Origin of the sequence: Micromonospora sp. NPDC005172, assembly GCF_040608555.1 — a bacterium.
Lineage (GTDB): Bacteria > Actinomycetota > Actinomycetes > Mycobacteriales > Micromonosporaceae > Micromonospora.
The window spans coordinates 257,178-278,259 of sequence record NZ_JBEXIL010000001.1; the positions used below are offsets into that span (position 1 = coordinate 257,178).

At 71.2% G+C, this 21,082-nt stretch carries 15 protein-coding genes; 4 read left to right on the plus strand and 11 right to left on the minus strand.

Features of this window, described 5'->3' with window-relative positions; translation table 11 throughout:
- Positions 1-6: 6 nt before the first annotated feature.
- The 7 genes from fabG to ABZV06_RS00945 form a co-directional block, all read right to left on the minus strand.
- On the minus strand, positions 7-789 hold the full coding sequence (gene fabG / locus ABZV06_RS00915; protein WP_355617524.1) for a 3-oxoacyl-ACP reductase FabG: 783 nt from the start codon (positions 787-789) through the stop codon (positions 7-9).
- Between the two features lie 26 nt (positions 790-815).
- Entirely contained in the window at positions 816-1,064 is a 249-nt protein-coding gene (locus ABZV06_RS00920; RefSeq protein WP_355236348.1) for an acyl carrier protein, read from the minus strand.
- A 54-nt stretch (positions 1,065-1,118) separates the two neighbouring features.
- Positions 1,119-2,336, minus strand: coding sequence for a ketosynthase chain-length factor (locus ABZV06_RS00925; protein ID WP_355236011.1), 1,218 nt, complete (start codon positions 2,334-2,336; stop codon positions 1,119-1,121).
- Complete coding sequence (locus tag ABZV06_RS00930; protein WP_355617527.1) at positions 2,333-3,604, minus strand: beta-ketoacyl-[acyl-carrier-protein] synthase family protein; 1,272 nt, start codon at positions 3,602-3,604, stop codon at positions 2,333-2,335. Before ABZV06_RS00930 ends, ABZV06_RS00925 begins: the two co-directional genes overlap by 4 nt.
- Positions 3,601-3,930, minus strand: a complete 330-nt coding sequence (locus ABZV06_RS00935; protein ID WP_355617530.1) for a TcmI family type II polyketide cyclase — start codon at positions 3,928-3,930, stop codon at positions 3,601-3,603. Before ABZV06_RS00935 ends, ABZV06_RS00930 begins: the two co-directional genes overlap by 4 nt.
- A gap of 47 nt (positions 3,931-3,977) precedes the next feature.
- Positions 3,978-5,441 (minus strand): FAD-dependent monooxygenase, encoded by a 1,464-nt coding sequence (locus ABZV06_RS00940; protein ID WP_355617533.1) that lies wholly within the window; start codon positions 5,439-5,441, stop codon positions 3,978-3,980.
- A gap of 158 nt (positions 5,442-5,599) precedes the next feature.
- The gene (locus ABZV06_RS00945) at positions 5,600-7,363 is read right to left on the minus strand and encodes a biotin carboxylase N-terminal domain-containing protein (RefSeq protein WP_355617658.1); all 1,764 of its coding nucleotides are present in this window, start codon (positions 7,361-7,363) and stop codon (positions 5,600-5,602) included.
- Positions 7,364-7,616: 253 nt separating this feature from the next.
- On the opposite strand from ABZV06_RS00945, the gene ABZV06_RS00950 reads away from it, so the two are divergent.
- Positions 7,617-8,291, plus strand: coding sequence for a response regulator transcription factor (locus ABZV06_RS00950; protein WP_355235999.1), 675 nt, complete (start codon positions 7,617-7,619; stop codon positions 8,289-8,291).
- Between the two features lie 53 nt (positions 8,292-8,344).
- On the opposite strand, the gene ABZV06_RS00955 is transcribed toward ABZV06_RS00950, so the two are convergent.
- The gene (locus ABZV06_RS00955) at positions 8,345-9,658 is read right to left on the minus strand and encodes a M48 family metallopeptidase (RefSeq protein WP_355235996.1); all 1,314 of its coding nucleotides are present in this window, start codon (positions 9,656-9,658) and stop codon (positions 8,345-8,347) included.
- A gap of 74 nt (positions 9,659-9,732) precedes the next feature.
- Here ABZV06_RS00955 and ABZV06_RS00960 point away from each other — a divergent pair, with 74 nt between their 5' ends.
- Positions 9,733-9,942, plus strand: coding sequence for a hypothetical protein (locus ABZV06_RS00960; protein WP_355235993.1), 210 nt, complete (start codon positions 9,733-9,735; stop codon positions 9,940-9,942).
- 116 nt (positions 9,943-10,058) lie between these two features.
- Positions 10,059-10,301, plus strand: coding sequence for a potassium transporter TrkA (locus ABZV06_RS00965; RefSeq protein WP_355617536.1), 243 nt, complete (start codon positions 10,059-10,061; stop codon positions 10,299-10,301).
- 51 nt (positions 10,302-10,352) lie between these two features.
- Here the strand turns inward: ABZV06_RS00965 and ABZV06_RS00970 are convergent, their stop codons facing one another.
- From ABZV06_RS00970 to ABZV06_RS00980, 3 genes are all read right to left on the minus strand, one after another.
- Positions 10,353-10,682, minus strand: a complete 330-nt coding sequence (locus ABZV06_RS00970; RefSeq protein ID WP_355235988.1) for a TraR/DksA C4-type zinc finger protein — start codon at positions 10,680-10,682, stop codon at positions 10,353-10,355.
- A gap of 337 nt (positions 10,683-11,019) precedes the next feature.
- Complete coding sequence (locus ABZV06_RS00975) at positions 11,020-11,247, minus strand: ferredoxin (protein ID WP_355235985.1); 228 nt, start codon at positions 11,245-11,247, stop codon at positions 11,020-11,022.
- Positions 11,244-12,473 (minus strand): cytochrome P450, encoded by a 1,230-nt coding sequence (locus ABZV06_RS00980; RefSeq protein WP_355235982.1) that lies wholly within the window; start codon positions 12,471-12,473, stop codon positions 11,244-11,246. The genes ABZV06_RS00975 and ABZV06_RS00980 overlap by 4 nt, the downstream gene beginning before the upstream one ends.
- Positions 12,474-12,715: 242 nt before the next feature.
- Here ABZV06_RS00980 and ABZV06_RS00985 point away from each other — a divergent pair, with 242 nt between their 5' ends.
- The gene (locus ABZV06_RS00985) at positions 12,716-21,049 is read left to right on the plus strand and encodes a hypothetical protein (protein WP_355617539.1); all 8,334 of its coding nucleotides are present in this window, start codon (positions 12,716-12,718) and stop codon (positions 21,047-21,049) included.
- Positions 21,050-21,082: the final 33 nt, after the last annotated feature.

Here is a 21,082-nt window from a genome sequence, read left to right on the forward strand (position 1 = left end):
CGTGGCTCAGAAGTTGCCCAGGCCGCCGCAGACGTTCAGGGCCTGGGAGGTGATCGAGGAGGCGGTGTCCGAGACCAGGTATCCGACCAGCCCGGCGACCTCCTCGGGGGTGGAGTAGCGCCCGAGCGGGATCTTCGCCTCGAACCTGCTGAGGATCGCGTCCTCGGTGGTGTCGTACGCGGCCGCGTAGCCCTGGCGCACCCGTTGGGCCATCGGGGTCTCCACGTAGCCCGGGCAGACCGCGTTGACCGTGATGCCGGTAGGCGCCAGCTCGTTTCCCAGCGCCTTGGTGAACCCGACCACCCCGTGCTTGGACGCCGAGTACGGGGCGCCGAGCACCACGCCCTGCTTACCGGCGGTGGAGGCGATGTTGATGATGCGGCCCCACGACCGGTCGCGCAGACCCCCGGTGGTGAGGACCTCCCGGGTCATCCGGAAGACGCTGGTGAGGTTCGTCTCCACGACGTCCTTCCACAGCTCGTCGGTGATGTCGGCGGTGACACCGCCACCGCTGCGCCCGGCGTTGTTGACGAGCACGTCGACCGGGCCGAAGTGGGCGACCGCGGCCCGCACGAACGCCCCTACCGACTCCCCGGAGCGCACGTCCAGCGCGCTGCCGCCGACGGTGTGACCCTGCTCGGTCAGCTGCTTGACCGTGGTGGCGACGTTCTCCGCGTTGCGGGCGCCGAGGTAGACCCGGTGGCCCTGCGCGGCCAGGCTACGGGCGATCGCGAGGCCGATACCGCTTGTCGCGCCCGAGACGAGCACGACGCGCTGCTGCTGCGACATGGTGGTTCCTTTCGCGGGCGGGTGGGTCAGGCGAGCTGGGCGTTGACGACGTCGAGCAGCGCCCGTGGGGTCTCGGCCTCGACCACCACGGCGTCGTCGAGGGCGACGTGGTACTCGCGCTCGATGCGCCCGGCCGTCTCGAGCAGGGCGAGCGAGTCGTAGCCGAGCTCGATGAAGGTGTGGTCGAGGATCTCCGCGTCGAGGTCGGTGCCCTCGTCGGCGCCGGCCGCCTCGCGCAGGATGCGCCGCAGGTCGTCCAGATTGATCTGCAAGATGTCCTCCGTCGTGCGGGAGCTGGCCCGGCGGGCCGGCTCTGAGCGGGAAGAAGATCAGGAAGCGACGGCCCGGACGACCATCGCGGCGTTGAAGCCGCCGTGGCCGCGGGCGAGCACCAGGGCGGCACGCACCAGCGCCGGACGCGGTTCCCCGATGACCAGATCGAGCCGGTACTCCGTGGCCGGCGTGACGTTGATCGTGGGCGGAATCCGGCCCTCGGCGATGGCGAGCACGGCCGTCGCCAGGTCGAGCGGTGCCGCGCCGGAGTTGAGCCGCCCGGTCATGGTCTTGGGGACGGTGACCGGGACACCCCGGGGGCCGAAGACGGCGGTGATCGCGTCCGCCTCGGCGCGATCCTCGGCCGGCAGTCCGGAGGCGTCGGCGAAGACCACGTCGATGTCGGCGGGAGCGGCCCCGGCGTCGGCCAGGGCGAGGTCGATCGCGTGGCGCAGGTTCGGCCCGCGACCGCTGCCCGGCGGCGGATCGAGCGCGGCACCGTACCCGGCGATCTCGCCGTAGATCCGAGCACCGCGCCGCCGGGCCGCGCCGAGGTCCTCGAGAATCAGCACGGCACCACCCTCGCCGGGCACCTGCCCGCACGCGTCCGCGTCGAACGGCCGGTAGGCGCGGTCGGGATCAGGCTCGGTGCTCAGGCGGCCACCGGCGATCTGGGCCACCCACCCCCACGGGCACACCGAGGCGTCGATGCTGCCGGTGACCAGGACCGGGGTGCCGCGGCGAATCTGCCGGCGGGCGTGGGCCAGCGCGTCCAGCCCGCCCGCCTGGTCGCTCACGACCACGCCGCTGGGGCCCTTCATGCCGTTGCGGATCGAGATCTGGCCACTGTTGACGGCATAGAACCAGGCAAAGGACTGGTACGCGCTGACGTGCTGGCTGCCCTTGCTCCACAGCTTCCGCAGTTCGTTCTGACCGAACTCGAAGCCGCCGGCCGAGCTGGCCGTCACCACACCCATGTCATAGTCGTCGAACTCCTCCGGGCGGACGCCGGCGTCGGCGAGCGCCCAGTCCGTGGCGGTGAGGGCGATCCGGGTCATCCGGTCGGTCTGCGGCAGCAGCCGGCTGGGCAGGTGCTCCTCGGCGGTGTAGCCGGTGATCTGGCCGGCGAGCCGGGTCGGGTAGCGGCGTGCGTCGAACCGTTCGATGGTGCTGATCGCGTTCTCGCCCCGCAGGGTGGCGTCCCAGTGCCGCTCGGCGCCCAGACCGGTGGGCGCGGCGACGCCGAGGCCGGTGATCACCGCGGTCGCACTCATGCCCGCCCCCGATCCGGCCTGGTGAGCACCATCGCGGTCTGGAAGCCGCCGAAGCCGCTGCCGACGGTCAGGACGGTGTCGATGCGCTGGTCGCGGGCGGTCACGGGCACGTAGTCGAGGTCGCATTCCGGGTCGGGGGTGCGCAGGTTGGCCGTGGGCGGGACGACGCTGTGCTCCATGGCCAGGGCCGATGCGGCGATCTCGATGGAACCGATGGCGCCCAGCGAATGGCCGACCATCGACTTGATCGAGCTGACCGGCGTCCGGTACGCGTGGTCGCCCAGGCTGCACTTGAAGGCGGCAGTCTCGTGCCGGTCGTTCTGTTTGGTGCCGGAGCCGTGCGCGTTGACGTAGTCGACGGCAGTGGCGTCCAGCCGCGCCTCGTCGAGCGCCACCCGGATCGCCTCGGCCATCTCGGCGCCGTCGGGCCGCAGGCCGGTCATGTGGAACGCGTTGCACCGCGAGGCGTAGCCGGCGATCTCGGCGTAGAGGTGCGCCCGCCGTCGCCGGGCACTGCTCAGCTCCTCCAGTACGAAGATCGCCGAGCCCTCGCCGAGCACGAACCCGTTACGAGTGCCGTCGAACGGGCGGGACGCGTGCTCCGGGTCGTCGTTGCGCGGTGTCGTGGCTTTGATCGCGTCGAAGCAGGCGAGCGTGATCGGTGAGATCGGCGCATCGGTCGCCCCGGCGATCATGACGTCGGCGGAGCCCTCCCGGATCAACTCGACCGCGTAGGCGACCGCGTCCAGTCCGGACGTGCAGCCGGTGGACACCACCGTGCCCGGTCCCTCGGCGCCCACCGACCAGGCCACCTCGGCGGCGAACGAGCTGGGCACGAAGTAGTTGTAGAGGTGCGGCACCGCGTACTCGTGCTCGACGAGATCCAGCCGTCCGCCGTCGCTGACCACCCGGTACTCCTGGTCGAGTCCCATCGTGGCCCCGACCGCGCTGCCCACGGTGACGCCGATGCGGTGCGGGTCGAGTTCGGACAGTTCCAGCCCGCTGTCCGTGACGGCCTCCCGCGCGGCCACCACGGCCAGTTGGGCGGCGCGGTCCATGCGGCGGATCTGCTGCGGGCTCAGGCCGTGCGCCTCCGGATCGAAGTCGATCTCGGCCGCGACCCGGGACCGGAAGGGCGCCGGGTCGAAGGACGTGATGCCGCGGGTGGCCGTACGGCCCTCACTGAGCAGGCTCCAGAAGTTCTTCGCGCCGAGGCCACCGGGCGCGAGCACGCCGATGCCGGTGATCACCACACGCCGCTGGCTCATGCCGAGGCCTCCCACCGGTAGAAGCGCGTGGCCATCGCGTCGGCCGGCGAGCGCCAGGTGGCCGGGTCGAAGGCCTGGATGTACGGCTTGAGGTCGGTGCTGATCGCGACGAACCGGGGGTCCGTCTTGGCCTCCTCGATCCGCCGGTCGCCCTCCTCGGACGCGAAGTCCTGGAGGTGGAAGTAGAGCCCGCGGTAGGTGAACAGCTGCCGTCGCCGGGTACCCATCAGATGCGGCATCTCGGTGCGGTCGAACGCGCCGAGCGCCTCGGCGACGGCGTCGGAGCTGCCCGGGTCCATCCGGGCGACGATGAGCGTGCTGTACATGTCTCCTCCTGGCTGTTCCTGATGACTGCCGGCGATGCCGTGGCGGGTCATCGCGACGGGCCGAACCAGCGGTCCAGGGCCGCCGGCAGGTCACTGTGGCTGCCGGGCGCGGCCCAGGCGACGTAGCCGTCCGGCCGGACCAGCACCGCCGTACTGCCGGCGAGCCGCCGGATGTCGGCCTCCCCGGCAGGGGTCGCGGTGACGATGTCGACCCGGTCCCGCCAGCCTGCGGCCCGGCGGCGCAGAGCGGCGTTGTCCTCGGTGTCCAGCAGCACGCCCCGGCCTCCGTGCAACGCTGCGGTGCTGCTGGCCACGTCGCCGACGAGCGCCACGTGCGGCATCCGTGCGCCGAGCAACGGGTTGGTGCCGCCACCGACGTCGTACCGGATCTCGAGGCCGCTGACCATGCCGGCCAGATGCCGGCTGACCTCCGGGTACCTGATGAGCTCGGTGATGACATCGCGCAGCGGTTGGACCTCGGGGCCGCTGAGGAACAGCAGGCCCTGGGCCCTGGTGTTCATCAACAGCCGTCGACCCACCGGGTGCCGCTCGTCGTGGTAGGTGTCCAGCAGGCGTTCGGGCGCGCGGCCGCGGACCACCGCGGCCAGTTTCCAGCCCAGGTTCACCGTGTCCTGGATGCTGGCGTTCATACCCTGGCCACCAGCCGGCAGGTGGATGTGCGCGGCGTCGCCGGCCAGCAGGACCCGACCCTTGCGGTAACGCGTGACCTGCCTGGTGGCGTCGCCGAACGCGCTGACCCACACCGGTTCGCCGTGCGAGATGTCGTCGCCGGTCAGCCGTTTCCAGGCGGAGGCGACCTCGTCGTACTCGGGCGGGGCGGTACGCCGCTGCGGAGGCGCGCCGCGCTCGCAGACGATCAGCCGGGTGACGCCGCCGGGCAGCGGGCCGACCATCACCATCCCACCCGGGAGCGTCTCACCGATCATGCGCGGGGCAAGGTCGAGGCCCTTGACGTCCGCCAGGAACATCTCCATCGTGGCGGGCGTGCCGGGGAAGTCGAACCCGGCCGCCTTACGGACCGTGCTGCGGCCGCCGTCGCAGCCCACCAGGTAGCGCGCGCTCAGCCGCTGCTCCCCGTCGGGTCCGCGGACCTGGGCCGTCACCACGTCGCCCTCGTCGGCGATCGCGGTGACCTCCCAACCTCGGCGGATGTCCGCCCCGAGCCCGACGGCCCACTCATCGAGCACGCTCTCGGTGTGCGACTGCGGCACGGTCTTGGCAGCCTGGTGCGCGCCGTCGAGCAGCCCGAAGTCGATCGGCAGGCCGCCGAAGTGGCCCTGGTTGCTGATGTCGACGTCGCCGAAGCGGCTCAGCAGGCCGCGCTGGTCGAACACCTCCATCGTGCGTGCGGTGAACCCGAGCCCTCGGGACTCCCCGGTGCGCGCCGCGAGCCGTTCGAGGACGGTCACGGGGACCCCGGCCAGCCGCAGTTCCCCGGCCAGCATCAGCCCCGCGGGACCGGCACCCACGACAATTACTTCGGGATCCATGCATGCTCCCTCATCGGTTGATGAATATCGGGCAAGAATGGTGAGAGCGACTATTCGTGACGCCATTTCATCGTCGCCAGACCGACCGCGTGGGTCAACGGGAACATGTGCAGATAACTGCAAGGTCGCGTCGGCGAATGCAAACTGCCCCGGACCGCTCAGTCCACGACGCGGCAAATCGCGGCGCCGGTCGCGATCGCGTCCCCGACGGTGGCCCGCAGATCGCGTACGACCCCGGCCCGGTGCGCGGTCACCGGCTGTTCCATCTTCATCGCCTCGAGGACGACCAGTACCTCCCCCGGCGTGACGGCCTGGCCGTCGGCCACCGCGACCTTGACGACCGTGCCCTGCATGGGCGCGGTCACCGCGTCGCCGGACCCGGCCCGGCTCGCGGGGCGGTCCTGGCCTCGCCGCACCCGGACCGCCCCGGCCGCGACCGGCGCCGCGGCGCCGACCGGTGCCGCCGGCAGCGTCACCTCCAGCCGCCGGCCCTCCACCTCGACCACCACCGTCTCGCGGTCCGGCGGCTCGGCGGCCTCGACGCCGCCCGCGTACGGCGGGATGTCGTTCGCGAAATCCGTCTCGATCCACCGGGTGTGCACGGTGAACGGCCGGTCGGAGCCGGTCAGTTCGGGGGCGAAGGCCGGGTCGGCGACGACCCGACGATGGAACGGGATGACCGTGGGCAGGCCCGTCACCTCGAACTCGGCGAGCGCTCGCGCCGCCCGCTGCAGCACCTCGGCGCGCGTGCGCCCGGTGACGATCAGCTTGGCCAGCAGCGAGTCCCAGGCCGGCCCGATCACGGTGCCGGTCTCCACCCCGCTGTCCAGACGCACGCCGGGCCCGGAAGGCGGCGCGAACCGGGTGATCGTGCCCGGCGCGGGCAGGAAGTTGCGGCCCGCGTCCTCGCCGTTGATCCGGAACTCCATGGCGTGCCCGTGCGGGACCGGGTCGTCGTAGCCGAGGGTCTCCCCCTCGGCGATCCGCAGTTGCTCCCGGACCAGGTCGATGCCGGTCACCTCCTCGGTCACCGGATGCTCCACCTGCAGCCGTGTGTTGACCTCGAGGAACGAGACGGCGCCGTCGGCGCCGACGAGGAACTCCACGGTGCCCGCGCCGACGTAGCCGGCCTCGCGCAGGATCGCCTTCGACGACTCCCGGAGCTGCGTGACCTGCGCGTCGGAGAGGAACGGCGCCGGCGCCTCCTCGACCAGCTTCTGGTGCCGTCGCTGCAGCGAGCAGTCCCGGGTGGACACCACGACCACGCCGCCGTGCCGGTCGGCCAGACACTGGGTCTCCACGTGCCGGGGCCGGGGCAGATAACGTTCGACGAAGCACTCTCCGCGCCCGAACGCGACGACTGCCTCACGAACCGCCGACTCGTACAGCTCGGGTACCTCGTCCAGCGTGTGCGCCACCTTGAGGCCACGACCGCCGCCGCCGAAGGCCGCCTTCACCGCGATCGGCAGCCCGTGCTCGGTGGCGAACCGCAGCACGTCGTCGACGCCGGTCACCGGGCCTGGGGTGCCCGCCACCAGCGGGGCCCCGACCTGTTGCGCGACCTGCCGCGCGGTCACCTTGTCGCCGAGCCGGCGAATCGCCTCGGGCGGTGGGCCGATCCAGGTCAGCCCGGCGTCCACCACGGCCTGGGCGAAGTCCGCGTTCTCGGACAGGAACCCGTATCCGGGATGGACGGCGTCGGCGTCGCACTCCCGCGCGACGGCGAGGATCTTGTCGGCGTCGAGATAGGTGGTGGCCGGGACGTCCCCGCGCAGCACGTACGCCTCGTCGGCGCAGCGCACGTGCGGAGCGTCGCGGTCGGGGTCGGCGTAGACGGCGACCCCCGTACGGCCGGCGTCCCGGCAGGCCCGCAGCACCCGGACGGCGATCTCACCGCGATTCGCGACAAGAATCTTGCGCAGCATCGGCACAGTCCTTTCTCAGGGAATTCCGCGTCTCTGCATCGAGCAATTTACGGGCGCAGCCGAAGCGCGCATGATTGCGTCGGAAAGGGTTGGCGGTACTCTCCATAATGCTCACCCACGGGTAGCCCGTCAAGGCGGAGAAGTTCCGGCCCAAATCTGTGTCAGACCTTTGCAAAGTATGTGTTGGCCCGAAGCTGCGGTGACACTATTTCCCCGGAACGACACCGCACGACGAGGCAAGGGAGCGAGCATGCGGGTGCTTCTCGCCGAGCGGGCCGAGGCCCCCGGCATGGCCCACAGCCTGCGCCGGCAGGGGTATGACGTGCACCGCGTCACGACCGGCACCGAAACCGTACGAGATTCGCGCCGGGCCGACGTCGTCGTGCTCGACCTCGACCTGCCGGACCGGGACGGCCTGCGGCTGTGCGCGGACATCCGAGCCGCCAGCGATGTGCCCATGCTGGCGCTGAGCAGCGATCGCACCGAGGCCACCCGGGTCGGGGCGCTGCGGGCGGGCGCCGACGACTGCATCGACAAGCCGTACGGATTCCGCGAGCTGGTCGCGCGGGTGGAGGCCATCGTCCGCCGCGCCAGCGCCAGTATGAGCGGAGCCGGACCGGTTCCGCTCACCGTTCCCGATCAGCGGCTGCGTCTCGACCCGGTGACCCGGCAGGCACGCATCGGCGACCGCGACCTCGGTCTGACCGGCAAGGAGTTCGATCTGCTGCAACTTCTGGTCGCCCGGGCCGGCACGGTCGTTCCCCGCGACGAGATCATGGCCCGGGTCTGGGCCGACCCGTGGAACCGGCGCAGTCGCACGGTCGACACACACGTCGGCAGCCTCCGACGCAAACTCGGCCACGACGACTGGATCGTCACGATGCGCGGCGTCGGCTTCCGCTTCGCCGTGCTGCGGACCGGGTAGTTACGACAGGCTCGGCGCGGGCCGTCCGGGCCTGCCCTGGTGACGCGTGCTCGTCAGAACCGGTCCCGGGTGCCCAGCAGGACGTTGTGTGCGGTACGCCGCCAGGGCGCGAGTTCGGCGTCGACCTCCGGCCAACGGATGTCGTCGACACCGAGGGCCCCGTCAACCTCGGGCAGAGCCTCGATCAGCCGCATCCGCTGGTCTTCGCCGGGGTGGGTGCTCCACAGATCGGTGGTTCGCCGGCTGACCTGGCGGGCCAGCGGCACCTCAGGAGCCAGGCGCTGCTGGGCCTCGGCGGCCATGGCCTCCAGTTGCTCGGCGTCGATGCGCGGCGCGAGATGCCACAGGTCCTGCCAGATGCGGTCGGCGACCAGGACCGTCTCGCAGGACCGGAGGAAGGCCGCGCTGCCGGCGACGCGGCGGGCCACCAGATCGGCCCGATATTCGGCGCGGCGGCTGTCGGGCATCGCCACGCTGTCGACGAGCAGCTGCGCGGTCGCGCCGGCGACGTTCACCAGGGCGACGATCCCATGGACGATCATCCCGAAGAGGACGACGCCGGCGCCTCCCTCCACGGCCAGCGATTCGGTCGAGTGAATGGCCCGCCGCCACGGGTTCCGCCCGCCGGTCGCGGCTACCGCCCGGGCACCGAACGTTCTCGCCAGCAGGGTCCTGCGTACCCGCAGTGGATCGCCGTTGGCGAGGTGACCCAGTTCGTGGGCCAGAAGCGCAAGCCGGGCCGGCCGCGACAGCATCACCCACAGGGGAATCCCGATCACGAGCACCGACCGCTGGCGCCAGCCCAGCCGCGCCACACCGGCGTTGATGCCGAAGTCCGCACAGATCACGTCGGGAACCGGTGTGCCGGCGGCATCCGCGACCTCCCGGACCAGACGGTGCAACTGCGGGGCGTCGCCCTCGGCGATCACGCCGTGCCTGGGCACCCGCCCGAACGACGGCTTGACCAGCAGCAGGACGAGCACAGCGGGGACCGCCAGAGCCAGCCGCACCCCCGGCGGCAGGCCGCTCGCCACGACGAGCCAGACGAGGTAGCCCACCGCCGCCACGCCCAGCAGGCCCAGCGCCACGGAGACCGCCAACAGCCAGGCCTCACCCGGCGACGTCCCAGTCGGGCGCGCGTCCGGGTCGGCCAGCAGGTCCCGCTGCGTCGCCCGGTCCACCTCCAGCCCGCGCCGGAACCCCCACCGTCCGACAACCGTCGTGCCGCGCCACGGAGACAGGGCGGGGTCGTACACGTCCAGGTTCCAGAGACACGCAGGGCACCAGGCCTGCGTCAGCGCATCCAGCAGGACCAGCTCGCCAGCACAGGCCGGGCACCTGGTCGGCGTCGTCGTCGTGGTCGGCACGAGGGTGGAGTGTAGAGCGCCGTCGCTGGTTCACGGACGTGGTCCACACTCTGGGCGACGGCTATGGTTTGGGCATGCACGATCGACGCAGCCCTCGCCGCGTCGGCGAGCGGGCGCCGCTGCCGACGATGCTGCTGCTCGCCGTGCTCGTACTGGTGCTCTCGGCTACCCGGTCGATCGGGCTGTGCATCGTGTTCCGTTCCGCACGGCGGGCGACCCCCGGTTGTGTGCCCGCCTGGTCTGCGGATCGTGCTCCCCCGCGCCGTGCGCTGGGCCTCGCCTGATCCACTCGCCTCGGCACGCGCCGGTCCTTCTGGTGCCGCCCGGCCAGCCGCCATGGCCGGCCGCGCTGTCACCGTGCCCGCTGCGCGAATGTGCCGTCCTGCTCGCTGGAGTACCCATGATTGTCGAACTGACCCCGCTGCCCGGCATCGGGGTACGCCGCATGTTCACCACCGCCGACGGCCGCCGCGTGGGCGTGGTCACGCACCATCCGGGCGGCCGGCGAGATCTCGTGTACGAGTCACCTGACGACCCGGACGCCACCTGCTCCCTGACCCTGACCCGCTCCGAGGCCGTGACCCTTGCCGGATTCCTGGGAATCCTCGACGTCGTCACCGTGGCGGAGTCAGCTCCTGCGTGACGGCCCGGTGGGGCTGCCGTGCCCGGCGCGGCACGGCAGCCCCACCGCAGGTCAGCCGTTCTGCTTCGCTTGGCAGGACACGCAGTACTGCGCGTGCGGGAGGATTTCGAGCCGCTCAGCAGGGATGTTCTGGCGACACTTCGTGCAGGCACCGTAGGTGCCGTCGCTGATGCGGCTCAGCGCGGCGGTGATCTGCTCGATGTTGCGGCGGGTGGCCATCAGCAGTGCGGCCCGGTTGTGGGCCTCGCTCGGGTCGCCGGTGTCCGCGTTGAGCTCGGTCAGTTCCCGCAGCCGAGCCGTCTGCGTGGCAAAGTCTTCGGCCAGGGAGGCTCGTAGATCAGCCAGCCAGCCCTGGTTCACAGTTCGATGATCGACGCTCATGGTCTACCTCTGCCTTCGGGGAAAAAGAAAAGGGCCGAAGCTTGGAAGCTTCGCCCTGGCGGTCGTTTCGTGCTGCAACGATTCCGCGGGGGGCCTCGGCCGGTACGCGCCGGGCTCGACAGCCGGGACGTGGGCGTGATGTGCACCCGGACAACGGGCACCCGCAACCCCACCATCGGCAACGCCGCCGTCGCCTCGTGGGCAGCCGCGATTGCCGCCACACCGGTGACGGCAGGAGAGCGGAACGTCACGAGGGACATGTCCCCACCATAGGCGGCACCTGCGGCAATGCCAACGCCTGCGCCGAGGCCCCGCTCCTGCCACGATCGATCTCGGGTCACTCCCCCGGCGCGAGCAGCCGGTCGTCGGTGGCGTCGCGGACCGTGATCGCCTCCACCGGGCACGAGTCGGCCGCGTCGAGGACGACCTCGGCCGGGTCGACGACGTCGGCCAACGGCGCGGACAGGCCACCGACCAGGCGGAAGTACTCGGGCGCGGTACCGGCGCAGATGCTCGTGCCGATGCAGCGACCCGCGTCCACCCCGATCCGCCAGGCGGTGCTCACCACGCCACCGGCATGCCGAGCAGACCCCGCACCAACATGCCGCGCTTCCACTCCAGCTCGGCCTCCGGTACGGCGAGCCGCAGTCCGGGCAGACGGGTCACGAGGGTGGCGACGGCGACCTGCAACTCCATGCGGGCCAGCTGCGCGCCGACGCAGTGGTGTACGCCGTGCCCGAAGCCCAGGTGCGGATTGTGCTCGCGGCCGAAATCCAAGCGGTCCGGGTCGGCGAAGACGGTGCTGTCCCGATTCGCCGAGGACAGTGAGCCGAGAACCGGCTCACCGGCCTTGACCAGCACCCCGCCGACCTCGACGTCCTCCTTGGCGTACCGGGCGAAGGACGAACCGACACCGAGCGGCACGTACCGCAACAACTCCTCGACCGCGGCCGGGACCAGCGACGGATCGGCCCGCAGCCGAGCGAGCTGGTCCGGATTGTGCAGCAGGACGTAGACGAAGTTGGGGATCTGGGTCACCGTGGTCTCGTGGCCGGCCGCGAGCAGACCTCCGGCCAACTCCACCAGCTCGGTCTCGCTGAGCCGATCCTGATTCTCGTCGCGGGCCCGCACCAACGCTCCGAGCAGGTCGTCGATCCCCGGGTCGCGGCGGCGCTCGGCGACCAGACCACCGATGTAGCCCCAGAGACTGTTCAGGTATTCCTGGATCGTCTCCAAAGGCAGCGACGTGGTCGAGACGATCGCCTCCGACCAGGTGTGGAAACGGTCGCGGTCGGCGTACGGGACCCCGAGCAGCTCGCAGATCACCTGGATCGGCAGCGGCGTGGCGACGTGCTCCACCAGGTCGGCCGGTGGCCCGAGCTGGACCATGTCGTCCACCAGCGCGTTCGCGATCTCCTGCGCCCGGGGTCGTAGCGCCTCCACCCGACGCGCCGTGAACGCCTTCGCCACCAGTCGGCGCAGCCGGGTGTGGTCGGGCGGGTCCATGGTCAGCATGCCGCTGTACTGCTGGCGCTGGGTGAGCCTGGGCTCGTCGCGCTGGACGGCCGGGGCCCGGCCGAACCGCACGTCGCCGAGGACCGTACGGACGTCCTCGTACCGGGTCGCGAGCCACGCCTCCTCGCCGTAGGGGAGCTTGACCCGGGTCATCGGCTCTGTCTCGCGCAGCTCGCCGTAGGTGGGATCGACGACGAGGCGGTCGGGCACACTGAACGGGTACGCCCGCGCGGGCGGAACGGTTCGACTCTCGGTGGTCTGCGCGCTCTCGGTCATCCGGCTTCCCTTCGTCGAGGCGGCGCGATCCACAGGCCCGTGCCCGGTTCGTGGCGACGTCGGATCGCCGGCGTCCGGGGCCCGCTACCAGCACCTATTGACGCTCAGTAATTCAGCCATGTCGGATAGTAGCGATCGTCGTCGATGATCGCCAGGGCGGCCGCCTGGCCGGGTCCGCCTCGCCCGAACTCCGTCATGAGATCGAAAAGATGAGCCGTTAACCTCCCGGCCAGGAGGTGGTCGTGGCAGCTACAGGCATGGTGTGTCCCGAATTCAGCACCACCTGGGTCCCATCGGGCCAATACCTCAGCCTGGACTCCGGTCCGGTGCCGGACGAGGTCCTCGCCGCTGAGCGGCTGCCGGGTGTGCACCTGGTCCACGTGGCTCCGGACGTGCTCACGTCCCCCGCAGCGTTGGCCGCGCTGATGGCGCAGCCGCCAGCGGTCGTCGCGCAGATGGTGGAAGCGCCGTCGGCGGCGACCTCGGCCGGTCTGGACCTGGCCGGAGTGATCGCCCGTGCGGACGCGCTCGGTCTGCCCGTACGCCTGCCCGCCGCGGCGGTCGCCGGTAGCGACAGCGATCGGGTCGTTCGGATCGACGACCAGGGTCTCCGCGCCGCTCCGGGCACTGCGCAGTACGTCCTGGTGACACCGGCTCATCATCTCGCCACCGACCATTCGGCGGCCCGGCCGACGAACGTCGCCACGCCGTACCCCGTCGCGGCGGTCAGCACCGCTACGACCACCCATGACGATTCCGTGGCGCCGCCGTCGCCCGAGTGGTCCGACGCGCTGGCGGGCGTAGCCGCGACCCTCGCCTGGGAGGCGATCCGACCGACCACGCCGGGTGGGGGCCTCCCGGCTGCCTGGACGTCACTACACCCGTCCGACGACGGTCAACGTCCGCCAGCGCGGCGGCGGTACCGGGAGCGCAGGGCAGTTCGGATAGCCCGGACGGAGCTGACGCTCCTGCTCAACGCGCATCTGGAGACGTTGCAGGGTGTCGGCCTGGCCGGACCGGACACCGCAGGGAGGGTGGTCGAGGTCCCCGCCGGCTCGGTACCGCCATTGCTCCGGACACAAGCCCCGGAAGACCCGGCAGGTCTCTCCGAGCGCGGCTGGGAGATCCTGCGGTCCGCGGGAGTGGAGGCACTTGTCGCGCGGACGTCGACCCCGGGGCCGTCGGTGTCCCGGCTGGCACGATGGATAGCCACTGTGGAGCCCTCGGGAACACCATCGACGATGAGCGCCCCGGACCGCCTCGTCGCCGCCCTCGCCGTCTTCGCTGTCCTGCACGGTCGGGTCGCGAACGGGCCCATCCCCGCCGACTTCCTCGTTCGGCCCGATCCCGCCGGGCTGGCGACCGCGTTGGATGGCACGTTCACCCCGGTGGGCGACGCCGAGCTGATCTACCGGGCAGTCCACCGGGCGCCAGGATCGAGTGCCCTGTTTCGGGTGCCGGACGAGCCGGACCGGGTGTTCTGGCTGGTCACCGAGGACCGCGATGGCGTGGTCGTGCCCCGGTACGTCGACCCCGGCGTGGCCGGATCGATGCTCCGGCCCGCCGCTGCCCCGGGCGTGGGCGCGGACGCCTGGGCCCAGGCACTGGCCACGCCGGGCGCCCACGTGCTGCTGCTGGGTCCGGAGGGCCGGCCGACCACTTACGAGGCGCTGCTGACTGTCCCACCGACCGGGCGCGACGCGCTCGAGCCGGGCCGGCAGCCGGACCGGGGCCGCAGGCCCGCGCAGGCTCAACTCGATCCGGTCCGCACGAAACGACGACCGGCCACAATGGTTAGCACGCGTCCTGGTCTGCCGGCTCGCGCGTTCGCCGACGACATGCCGGCGCTGGGCCGCCCCCACCTCACACCGACACCGCCGACCCGAGCGCCGGCCGCCGTCGGCGAGGTCGCCACCCCGCCGGGCGACCTGGTCGGCGCGCAGGTGGGCACGGTCTCCGACGGCGCACCGCCCGGGCCCGACCCGATCTGGTCGTCGGTCGAGAAGGTCGACGCGGAGACGGCGGGCAGGGTCCGGAAGGTCGTCGCGCGCATCCCGCAGTTGCTCACCACCCCGGCCACGCCTGCCGACCCGGAGGCCTGGTCCACGGGACTGACGAGGGCGGCCACCGACGCGTTGACGAGACTCGGGCTGCGCGTGACGGAGAACGACCCGCTGCTGCGGGCATTGGGTGAGCAGCCGGCCACCTTCCTGCACTCCCACCGCGCGTTCGACCTCCAGGTCGCGGGGAGATCCTGGTGGCGCCGGAAGCAGTACCGAACGGTCTGGGTCGAGTTGGTGCCCACGCCGGTGATCACTGACGAGGTTCGTCGAGAGCAGGGCAACCAGATGACCCAGTCCCGCCGGGACCGGGTGACCAGCGACCGGAACCGGCAGTCTCGACAGCGTGGGCTGTGGCACGCGACGGTGCCGTTCGAGGTGGCGGGGGTTCCCGTGTCGCTGTCGGCCGGCGTCTTCGACGCCCGGCCCAGCCAGAGCGGCGGCACGTCGGGCACCGCTGTCGACTACCAGGTGGTGTACGGAGACTCCGAGGCCTACCTGACAGCCGCCGGAGTGACTCTCCGCCTGCGGCTGGATCAGCCGACCGCGACGCCGGTCGACGAGGATCTGGGGCCCCACTGGTTCCGGATCACCAGGAGATTCGCGCTGATGGAACTCGCGGATCAGGACGCCTCGACGCTCACCCTGGATGACGGGGGCCGGGCGTTGTTGTCGTCGAACCGGTTCCCGCTGCAGGTGGTGGGCGACGGCAACGCCGCCCAGCACGCGGTCGACCTGTTGCACGACGTACCGGTGGTCGAGCCGGGCAGCAGGACGCGGCAGGCGGTCCGCGACAAGTGGTCCCCGTCCGAACTGATCCGGCTGCTCATCGGCACCCGGGCACCGCAGACCGTGGCGAGCCGAGAGTGGATCGGTATGCCTGCCGCCGCCGCTGGCCTGGCCGCGAAGCCTCGCCTGACCTCGATGCGCCTGCTCGGCACACCGAACGGCGACGCCCGACTGCGACAACAGCCCACGTTCCTCGCCGAGTCCAACGGAACCAGCGAGACGACCTCCGGTCTACGCCTGCGGCCGGCGATCGGAATCCGGCTTCCCTTCACACGGGTGAACGTGGCGCCCGCGACGTTCACCCGTGCCAGCACCGCCACCACCGTCTCGTCGCTGATGACCAACGCCCGGGTGGGACAGGAACTCACGGTTCCGACGGTGTTGGTCGAGACCAGCTACGACATGACACTCTCCCGGGCCACGTACCGGGCTGGACTCCGCTTCTGGGTCACCCGTGGGAAGACGCCCCCGAGCCAGACGCTGACCGTCACAGCGCTCGAAGAGGTGCCCGCCGGCGTGTACCGGGCGGTTACCGCCGCAACGCCCACCCCCGTCACCGAGGGTATGGCGACAGCGGACCGCATGCCCGCGGCCGATCCGAGCGTCCTCGTGGGGGCGCAGCGACCGGACACACAGATGATCGCCCGGCTGCGGACCATGGTGGAGCGTAGCGAGATCCGGCACCTGCAGAAATACATGTGGGAGGGCGGCCGCCTACGGACCGGCCAAGCCACCATCTTCGGCGCCGAGATGATCGCAGACCGCGTCGGGGGGGAGGTACGGCGGATCCTCGCGCTGCCCGAGAACGCCGACGTACGCGCCGTGCTGCCGGACTGGAACGCGCCGCGAACCAAGAAGGCGATCATCCAGCAGGTGATGGACGCCCTGGTCAACGAGGAGAGCCTCGCCGTCGAAAGCGGATCGAGTCGCCTCGCCGCCGAATTCCTCAGCCTCACCGCCGGCCAGGTCGTGATTCGACTGGAGTTGCCGAAGAGCGGTCGGCGACTCAATCTGACCCTGATGATCCGGGCAGAACGGGTCCGGCCGGACGACGAGCCGGAATACCTCGGCGTGCGGGATGAGAACCGTACCGCCCAGGATCCTGCCGAGGAGCACCTCGACACGATCGTGGAGGAGTCGGCGGACGCGAAGATCGCAACGGAGACGCCCAAGCCGACTCCGCCGTCGCGGAGCGTGCTCCACCGGGCGCGCAAGCTTCCCCAGACCCCGGTGCGCCGACGTTACGCCATGGAGGCCGGAACCCGTGTCGTCACGGACATGTCCACGAGTCTCGGCCCGGACCTCGACGTCCGGGCCGCCCGGGTCGTCCACTCGGGTGTCCGCGCCCGATACGTGAGACGTCGCCGAACTCAACTGGGCAGCGGCAGCGAGGAGGTGTGGCTGGATCTGGGCGACAACGCGCAGGCCCTCTTCGCCGACGAACTCCGGTTCACCGTCGAGCTGCACGCGCTCGACGAGGCGACCGGCGCGCTCCGAAACCTGTGGCGCCGATCGAGGGACAGCACGCCCGGCACGCGGTCGCTGGTCCAGGGTGATCTGGGGACCTTCCAGCAGTGGCTGGCGTTCACCGTCTCCAAGGATCTGACGGTGGGCGTCGACCACGCCCACCTGGCCACGGAGCCTTCGCTACCGACGCCGGCGATCAGCGACCTCACGCTGACGCCGCAGGAGCTGGCCGGCCAGGTCGCCGAACTGCACGTGGATGGCCACCGCGTCCTCGACTGGGACAGCGTCTCCTACGTACACGGTTCCGAGGAACTGGTGCTGGCGATCCAGCAAGCCGTTGTGGAAGCTCGCCGGCTGATGGTCGAGGACGGCGCGTACGAGCGGGGCACCCGCGTAGGCGTCATCACGCCGGGCAGTCAGTCGCACCTGCAGCTGCATCGGCAGGTCAACCCGGACCGGTTGGCAGCCATCCTGCCCAGCATCTCCCGCCGGGCGATCCGTCTGCACGACCTCGGCGAGATCATCGGAAGCCCGACGGTCCACGGCGCGGTCTTTCTCCAGGCGGTCGTCGACCAGGCCCGCCCGGGTCCTCTGGGCGTGGTGAACCACGGTGGCGAGCACAGTGTCACCGGTCTGACCAGTGTCAGCGCGTCCCGTATGACAGGGGGTGAACTCGCCGCCTCCGCCGGCGTGGGCGGCAGTGGGGAGGTGGGCACCAGTTCCCTCGGAGGCCAGGCGGTCCGGCGAGTGACCAAGCGACGCACCCGCGCCAAGGCGGTGGCGTTCAGCGCCGGAGTGGAACGCGTCGACTCGTGGGACCCCGGGGCCGGATTGGCGGTGCCGCTGGTGGCGCGGGTCCGGTTCGTCGTGCATGCCGTGCTGATCAACCCGCAGGCAATCGGGCCGTCGAAGCGGTACGCGGCCAGCCGCCTGATCGTCGGCGGTGCCGCGCACGGCATGGTCATGGAGGACAACGCCCGACACAGCGGCGTTCTCGACCGGCCGCGAACGGCTACCGCCAGCGAACCGGCACTGCGGGCGCCGCTGTTGGCGAACAGCGAGTTCCAACCACCATTCACCCTGCCCGCGGGGCCACTTCCGGCGCCGCCCCGCAACCTCGGTGCGGGCCGGAACGTGGACCTCCCGCCGCTGGGCGCCACGATCATCAGATGGCTACGCGGGCTTCATCTCCCGCAGTTCGTCGAGTGGGGCGACGGGCTCCGGGTCATCCAGGACGACGAGGCCGGCCTGACGAACACCTCGGCGGTGTTGGACGAGACGAGCGTCGAATTCATGGCCGGCCACTGGGGAGCGGCCACCGACGGCTCCATCTCCGTCCTGCTCACCTACCCGGGCGTGGTCGGCCGCGACCACGTGCAGGTGCTGGTGCAGGTGCTGGCGTCGGATGACGACGGGTCGGTGACCGAGCCGTCGGTCCACCGGGTCCTGGCGAATCAGCGAAATCACGAGATGGACGTGGCCGGCGCCTACACGCACAGCAAGCTGTCCACCGTCGCCCACAGCCGAACCGGCCTGTACGGATTTCAGCCCGGGGGCCAGGGTGGAAGAGAGGGCGAGCGGAGCGGCACGGGCGACGTCGGCGGGTTGAGTGGTGCCTCGACCAGCGTGAACCAGATGGAGTCCCGCACCGACCAGCATCTGACCATCGTCGAACTGGTCGGTCCGTGGGCCGAGCTACGTCAACGGGTCACCATCGAGCTTCGCGCCTATCACGCCGGCAAGCAGTTGGGCGTACTACGGATCGGGCATGACCTGAAGGTCGAGAAGTTCGCCAGCCACCTGACAACGGTGGCCGCACCGCAGTGGCCGCTGCCGGATCCCACCATCGTGGCCCTGCCGCGCGCACCCGCACAGGCGGAACTGCTGCGCTGGCAGGCAGGGACGGCAGTGCTGATCCCCGGGGAACGCACCCCGATGACGCTTCCGGAGCAGTACCAGGTGGTCGATTTCCGCGGGGCGGCTCTGACTCAGGCCGCGGCGGCGCGGGCACTGCACCTCGCCGGCGCCCCCGGCCGGGTTACCAGGCTCGGTGGGAGCACCGCTCATCAGCTGGTCACCGCGCTCGGACAGACCGCGCTGTGGGGAATGACCCGTCGGCGGATCGCCAACCCCATCGAGATCCCGATCGAGGATCCGCACATCGCCGGGGGCCGCCTGACTCTCACGGTCTACAGCCGGGTGGGTCACGCCCGGCTCGCACACGTCGTCCCGCCGTACTACCGCGACGTACGACGCTTCCGGGTCAGCATGGACGGCGTCAGCGCCGCCACGAACCGGGTGGATTCCATCGCGGTCGCCGGAGCCGGCGCCCACCAGTTCGGCGCCGTGCAGGATGGCGCAGCCGAGGTCGGCACGAACACCCAGGACTCGGCGCCCAGACAGACGCCGACCGACAGGGAGCGGGTGGCCGAGGCGTTCGGAGCCGCCGACGTGCGGGATCCGACGTCGTACCGGATGGGCGGTGAGGCGGCGTGGTGGAGTGGCGGGCCGGCGGGGTCGTCTGCCGGCGCGGCGCACGGCGGCTCCAGCGAGACCGTCCTGTCGTACGGGCCTCCGCCGGGCGCGCTGATCGAGTGGACCGAGGAAATCGTCGTCGTGGCGAAGGTTCCGCACGCCTGGGGCGACAGCTACGCGGCGGTGAAGGTCACCCTGCCCGAGTCGACGCAGGTGCTGATGGATCTGCTGGACGCCGCCCGGCACCTCGGTGTCAGTGACGATGCCACGGTGCTGGCCCGGCTGTCCCAGGCGAACTCGGCCGCGCTCGCCGTGCATGAGGCGTTCCAGCAATGGCAGCAGGTCAGCCGTGAGCTGGAGTTGGAACGACTCGACCCGGAGGTGGAGCGGCGGCGCGACACCGGGCAGGTCGGGCCCGCGACGGTGCCCGCATGGCCCTCCGAGGAGGAGGTCGCGGACGCCCACAACACCACCGCTGGGGCCCGGTACGTGCGGGCCCAGCGCGAGTGGTACGAGCGGAAGCGGACGTTGGACACGATCGTGGCCGAGCTGGCCGAGTTGGTTCCCGACATGCTGCCGACGGTCGCTGGCGACGCGGGCGTCGACGCGGCCGCTGAGCAGGTCACCGACGCGACGGTGGCACAGCACGCGCTGGATGTCGTCGAGGCCGCCCCGCTCGCCGCGCCCCGGTGGTCGCTGCGGCTCCCCCACACCGTCGCCAGGCATGGCGACTTCTACGTCATCTCCGAGCACGGTGGGACGGCGTCACCATCGCTGCTCGCGGAACTGGAGGGCGCCGCCACCGGAGACCGCCCGGTGATTCTGCTGGACGGTCCACAGATCGGCCGGCCCGCGCTCGCCTCCGGGCTGGCCATCCTGAACAACCTCCTGGAGCAACTCGCCCAGCGTGACCTGCTACCGCTCGTGGTCACCCTCGCCTCGATCGACTCGGTGCTCGACGTGGTGGAGAGGTACGGCGCCGCGGTGCTGCACCCGACGCTGGATAAGACCGGCGACGTCGACGTTCATCTCGACTACCGGTGGAAGGCCACGACCGTACGGCCCGACGGCCAGACCGTCACGTCGGGTGAGATCTGGCCGGGTATTTCCGCCGCTGCCCTGGATGCCGCAGGCGCACTGGCCCGCCCCACGGACGCCGTCGCCCGGGTCGACGACGACCTCGGCGAGCTGATCTGGGCGGCCGATCTACGGGCGAGCCGCGACGTCTTCGGCCGGCTGCGGGAGCGCTGGTCGGCGGAGCAGATGGCCGCCAACCGCGCGCACGTCGAGCGGATGGTCCAACGGGTGCCTGATCAGCCGGCGCTGGGTGTGTTCGTTCCCGTCCTGGATCTCGGCGTTTCGGGTCACGCCGACATCGCCTTCGACTACGCCGCCGCCACCGAGGCGGATCGCCCAGCCACGTTGCTCGGCTCGGTAGGGCGGCTGGAGGCCGCGGGGCAGTTCGCGACGTCGGGCGATGGCGGCCTGAGCACCGGCCGGCTGACCGCGATGGTCACCGCGGTCGGCGGTGAACCGGACGCTGTGTCGGTGACCGTGCATCTGCTCGAACTGATCAACGACATCACAACCGGGCAGTTCGAAGACGCGCAGAAGTTCATCGAGACCAACAGGGGCAGAGTCAGCGTGGACCAGAAGGCTCAGTGGGTCAATGCCATCGCCGACCTGCAGCTCGTCCTGCCCGCACGTCACCTGCCGCACCTGAAGCTCCTGTCCGAGGCTGTCTACAACTGCCCTCCGCGGGGATCCGCCGTGCACGCTTCCTGAGCTCCGTGACCTGCCGTGCGTTCGCTGCCAAGC

What these genes read in the sequence shown, in the direction of transcription:
- ABZV06_RS00930 (WP_355617527.1), bottom strand. Translation starts at nt 3,604, where the DNA reads ATGAGCCAGCGGCGTGTGGTGATCACCGGCATCGGCGTGCTCGCGCCC.
- ABZV06_RS00970 (WP_355235988.1), bottom strand. Translation starts at nt 10,682, where the DNA reads ATGAGCGTCGATCATCGAACTGTGAACCAGGGCTGGCTGGCTGATCTA.
- fabG (WP_355617524.1), bottom strand. Translation starts at nt 789, where the DNA reads ATGTCGCAGCAGCAGCGCGTCGTGCTCGTCTCGGGCGCGACAAGCGGT.
- ABZV06_RS00960 (WP_355235993.1), top strand. Translation starts at nt 9,733, where the DNA reads ATGCACGATCGACGCAGCCCTCGCCGCGTCGGCGAGCGGGCGCCGCTG.
- ABZV06_RS00940 (WP_355617533.1), bottom strand. Translation starts at nt 5,441, where the DNA reads ATGGATCCCGAAGTAATTGTCGTGGGTGCCGGTCCCGCGGGGCTGATG.
- ABZV06_RS00965 (WP_355617536.1), top strand. Translation starts at nt 10,059, where the DNA reads ATGATTGTCGAACTGACCCCGCTGCCCGGCATCGGGGTACGCCGCATG.
- ABZV06_RS00935 (WP_355617530.1), bottom strand. Translation starts at nt 3,930, where the DNA reads ATGTACAGCACGCTCATCGTCGCCCGGATGGACCCGGGCAGCTCCGAC.
- ABZV06_RS00925 (WP_355236011.1), bottom strand. Translation starts at nt 2,336, where the DNA reads ATGAGTGCGACCGCGGTGATCACCGGCCTCGGCGTCGCCGCGCCCACC.
- ABZV06_RS00950 (WP_355235999.1), top strand. Translation starts at nt 7,617, where the DNA reads ATGCGGGTGCTTCTCGCCGAGCGGGCCGAGGCCCCCGGCATGGCCCAC.
- ABZV06_RS00980 (WP_355235982.1), bottom strand. Translation starts at nt 12,473, where the DNA reads ATGACCGAGAGCGCGCAGACCACCGAGAGTCGAACCGTTCCGCCCGCG.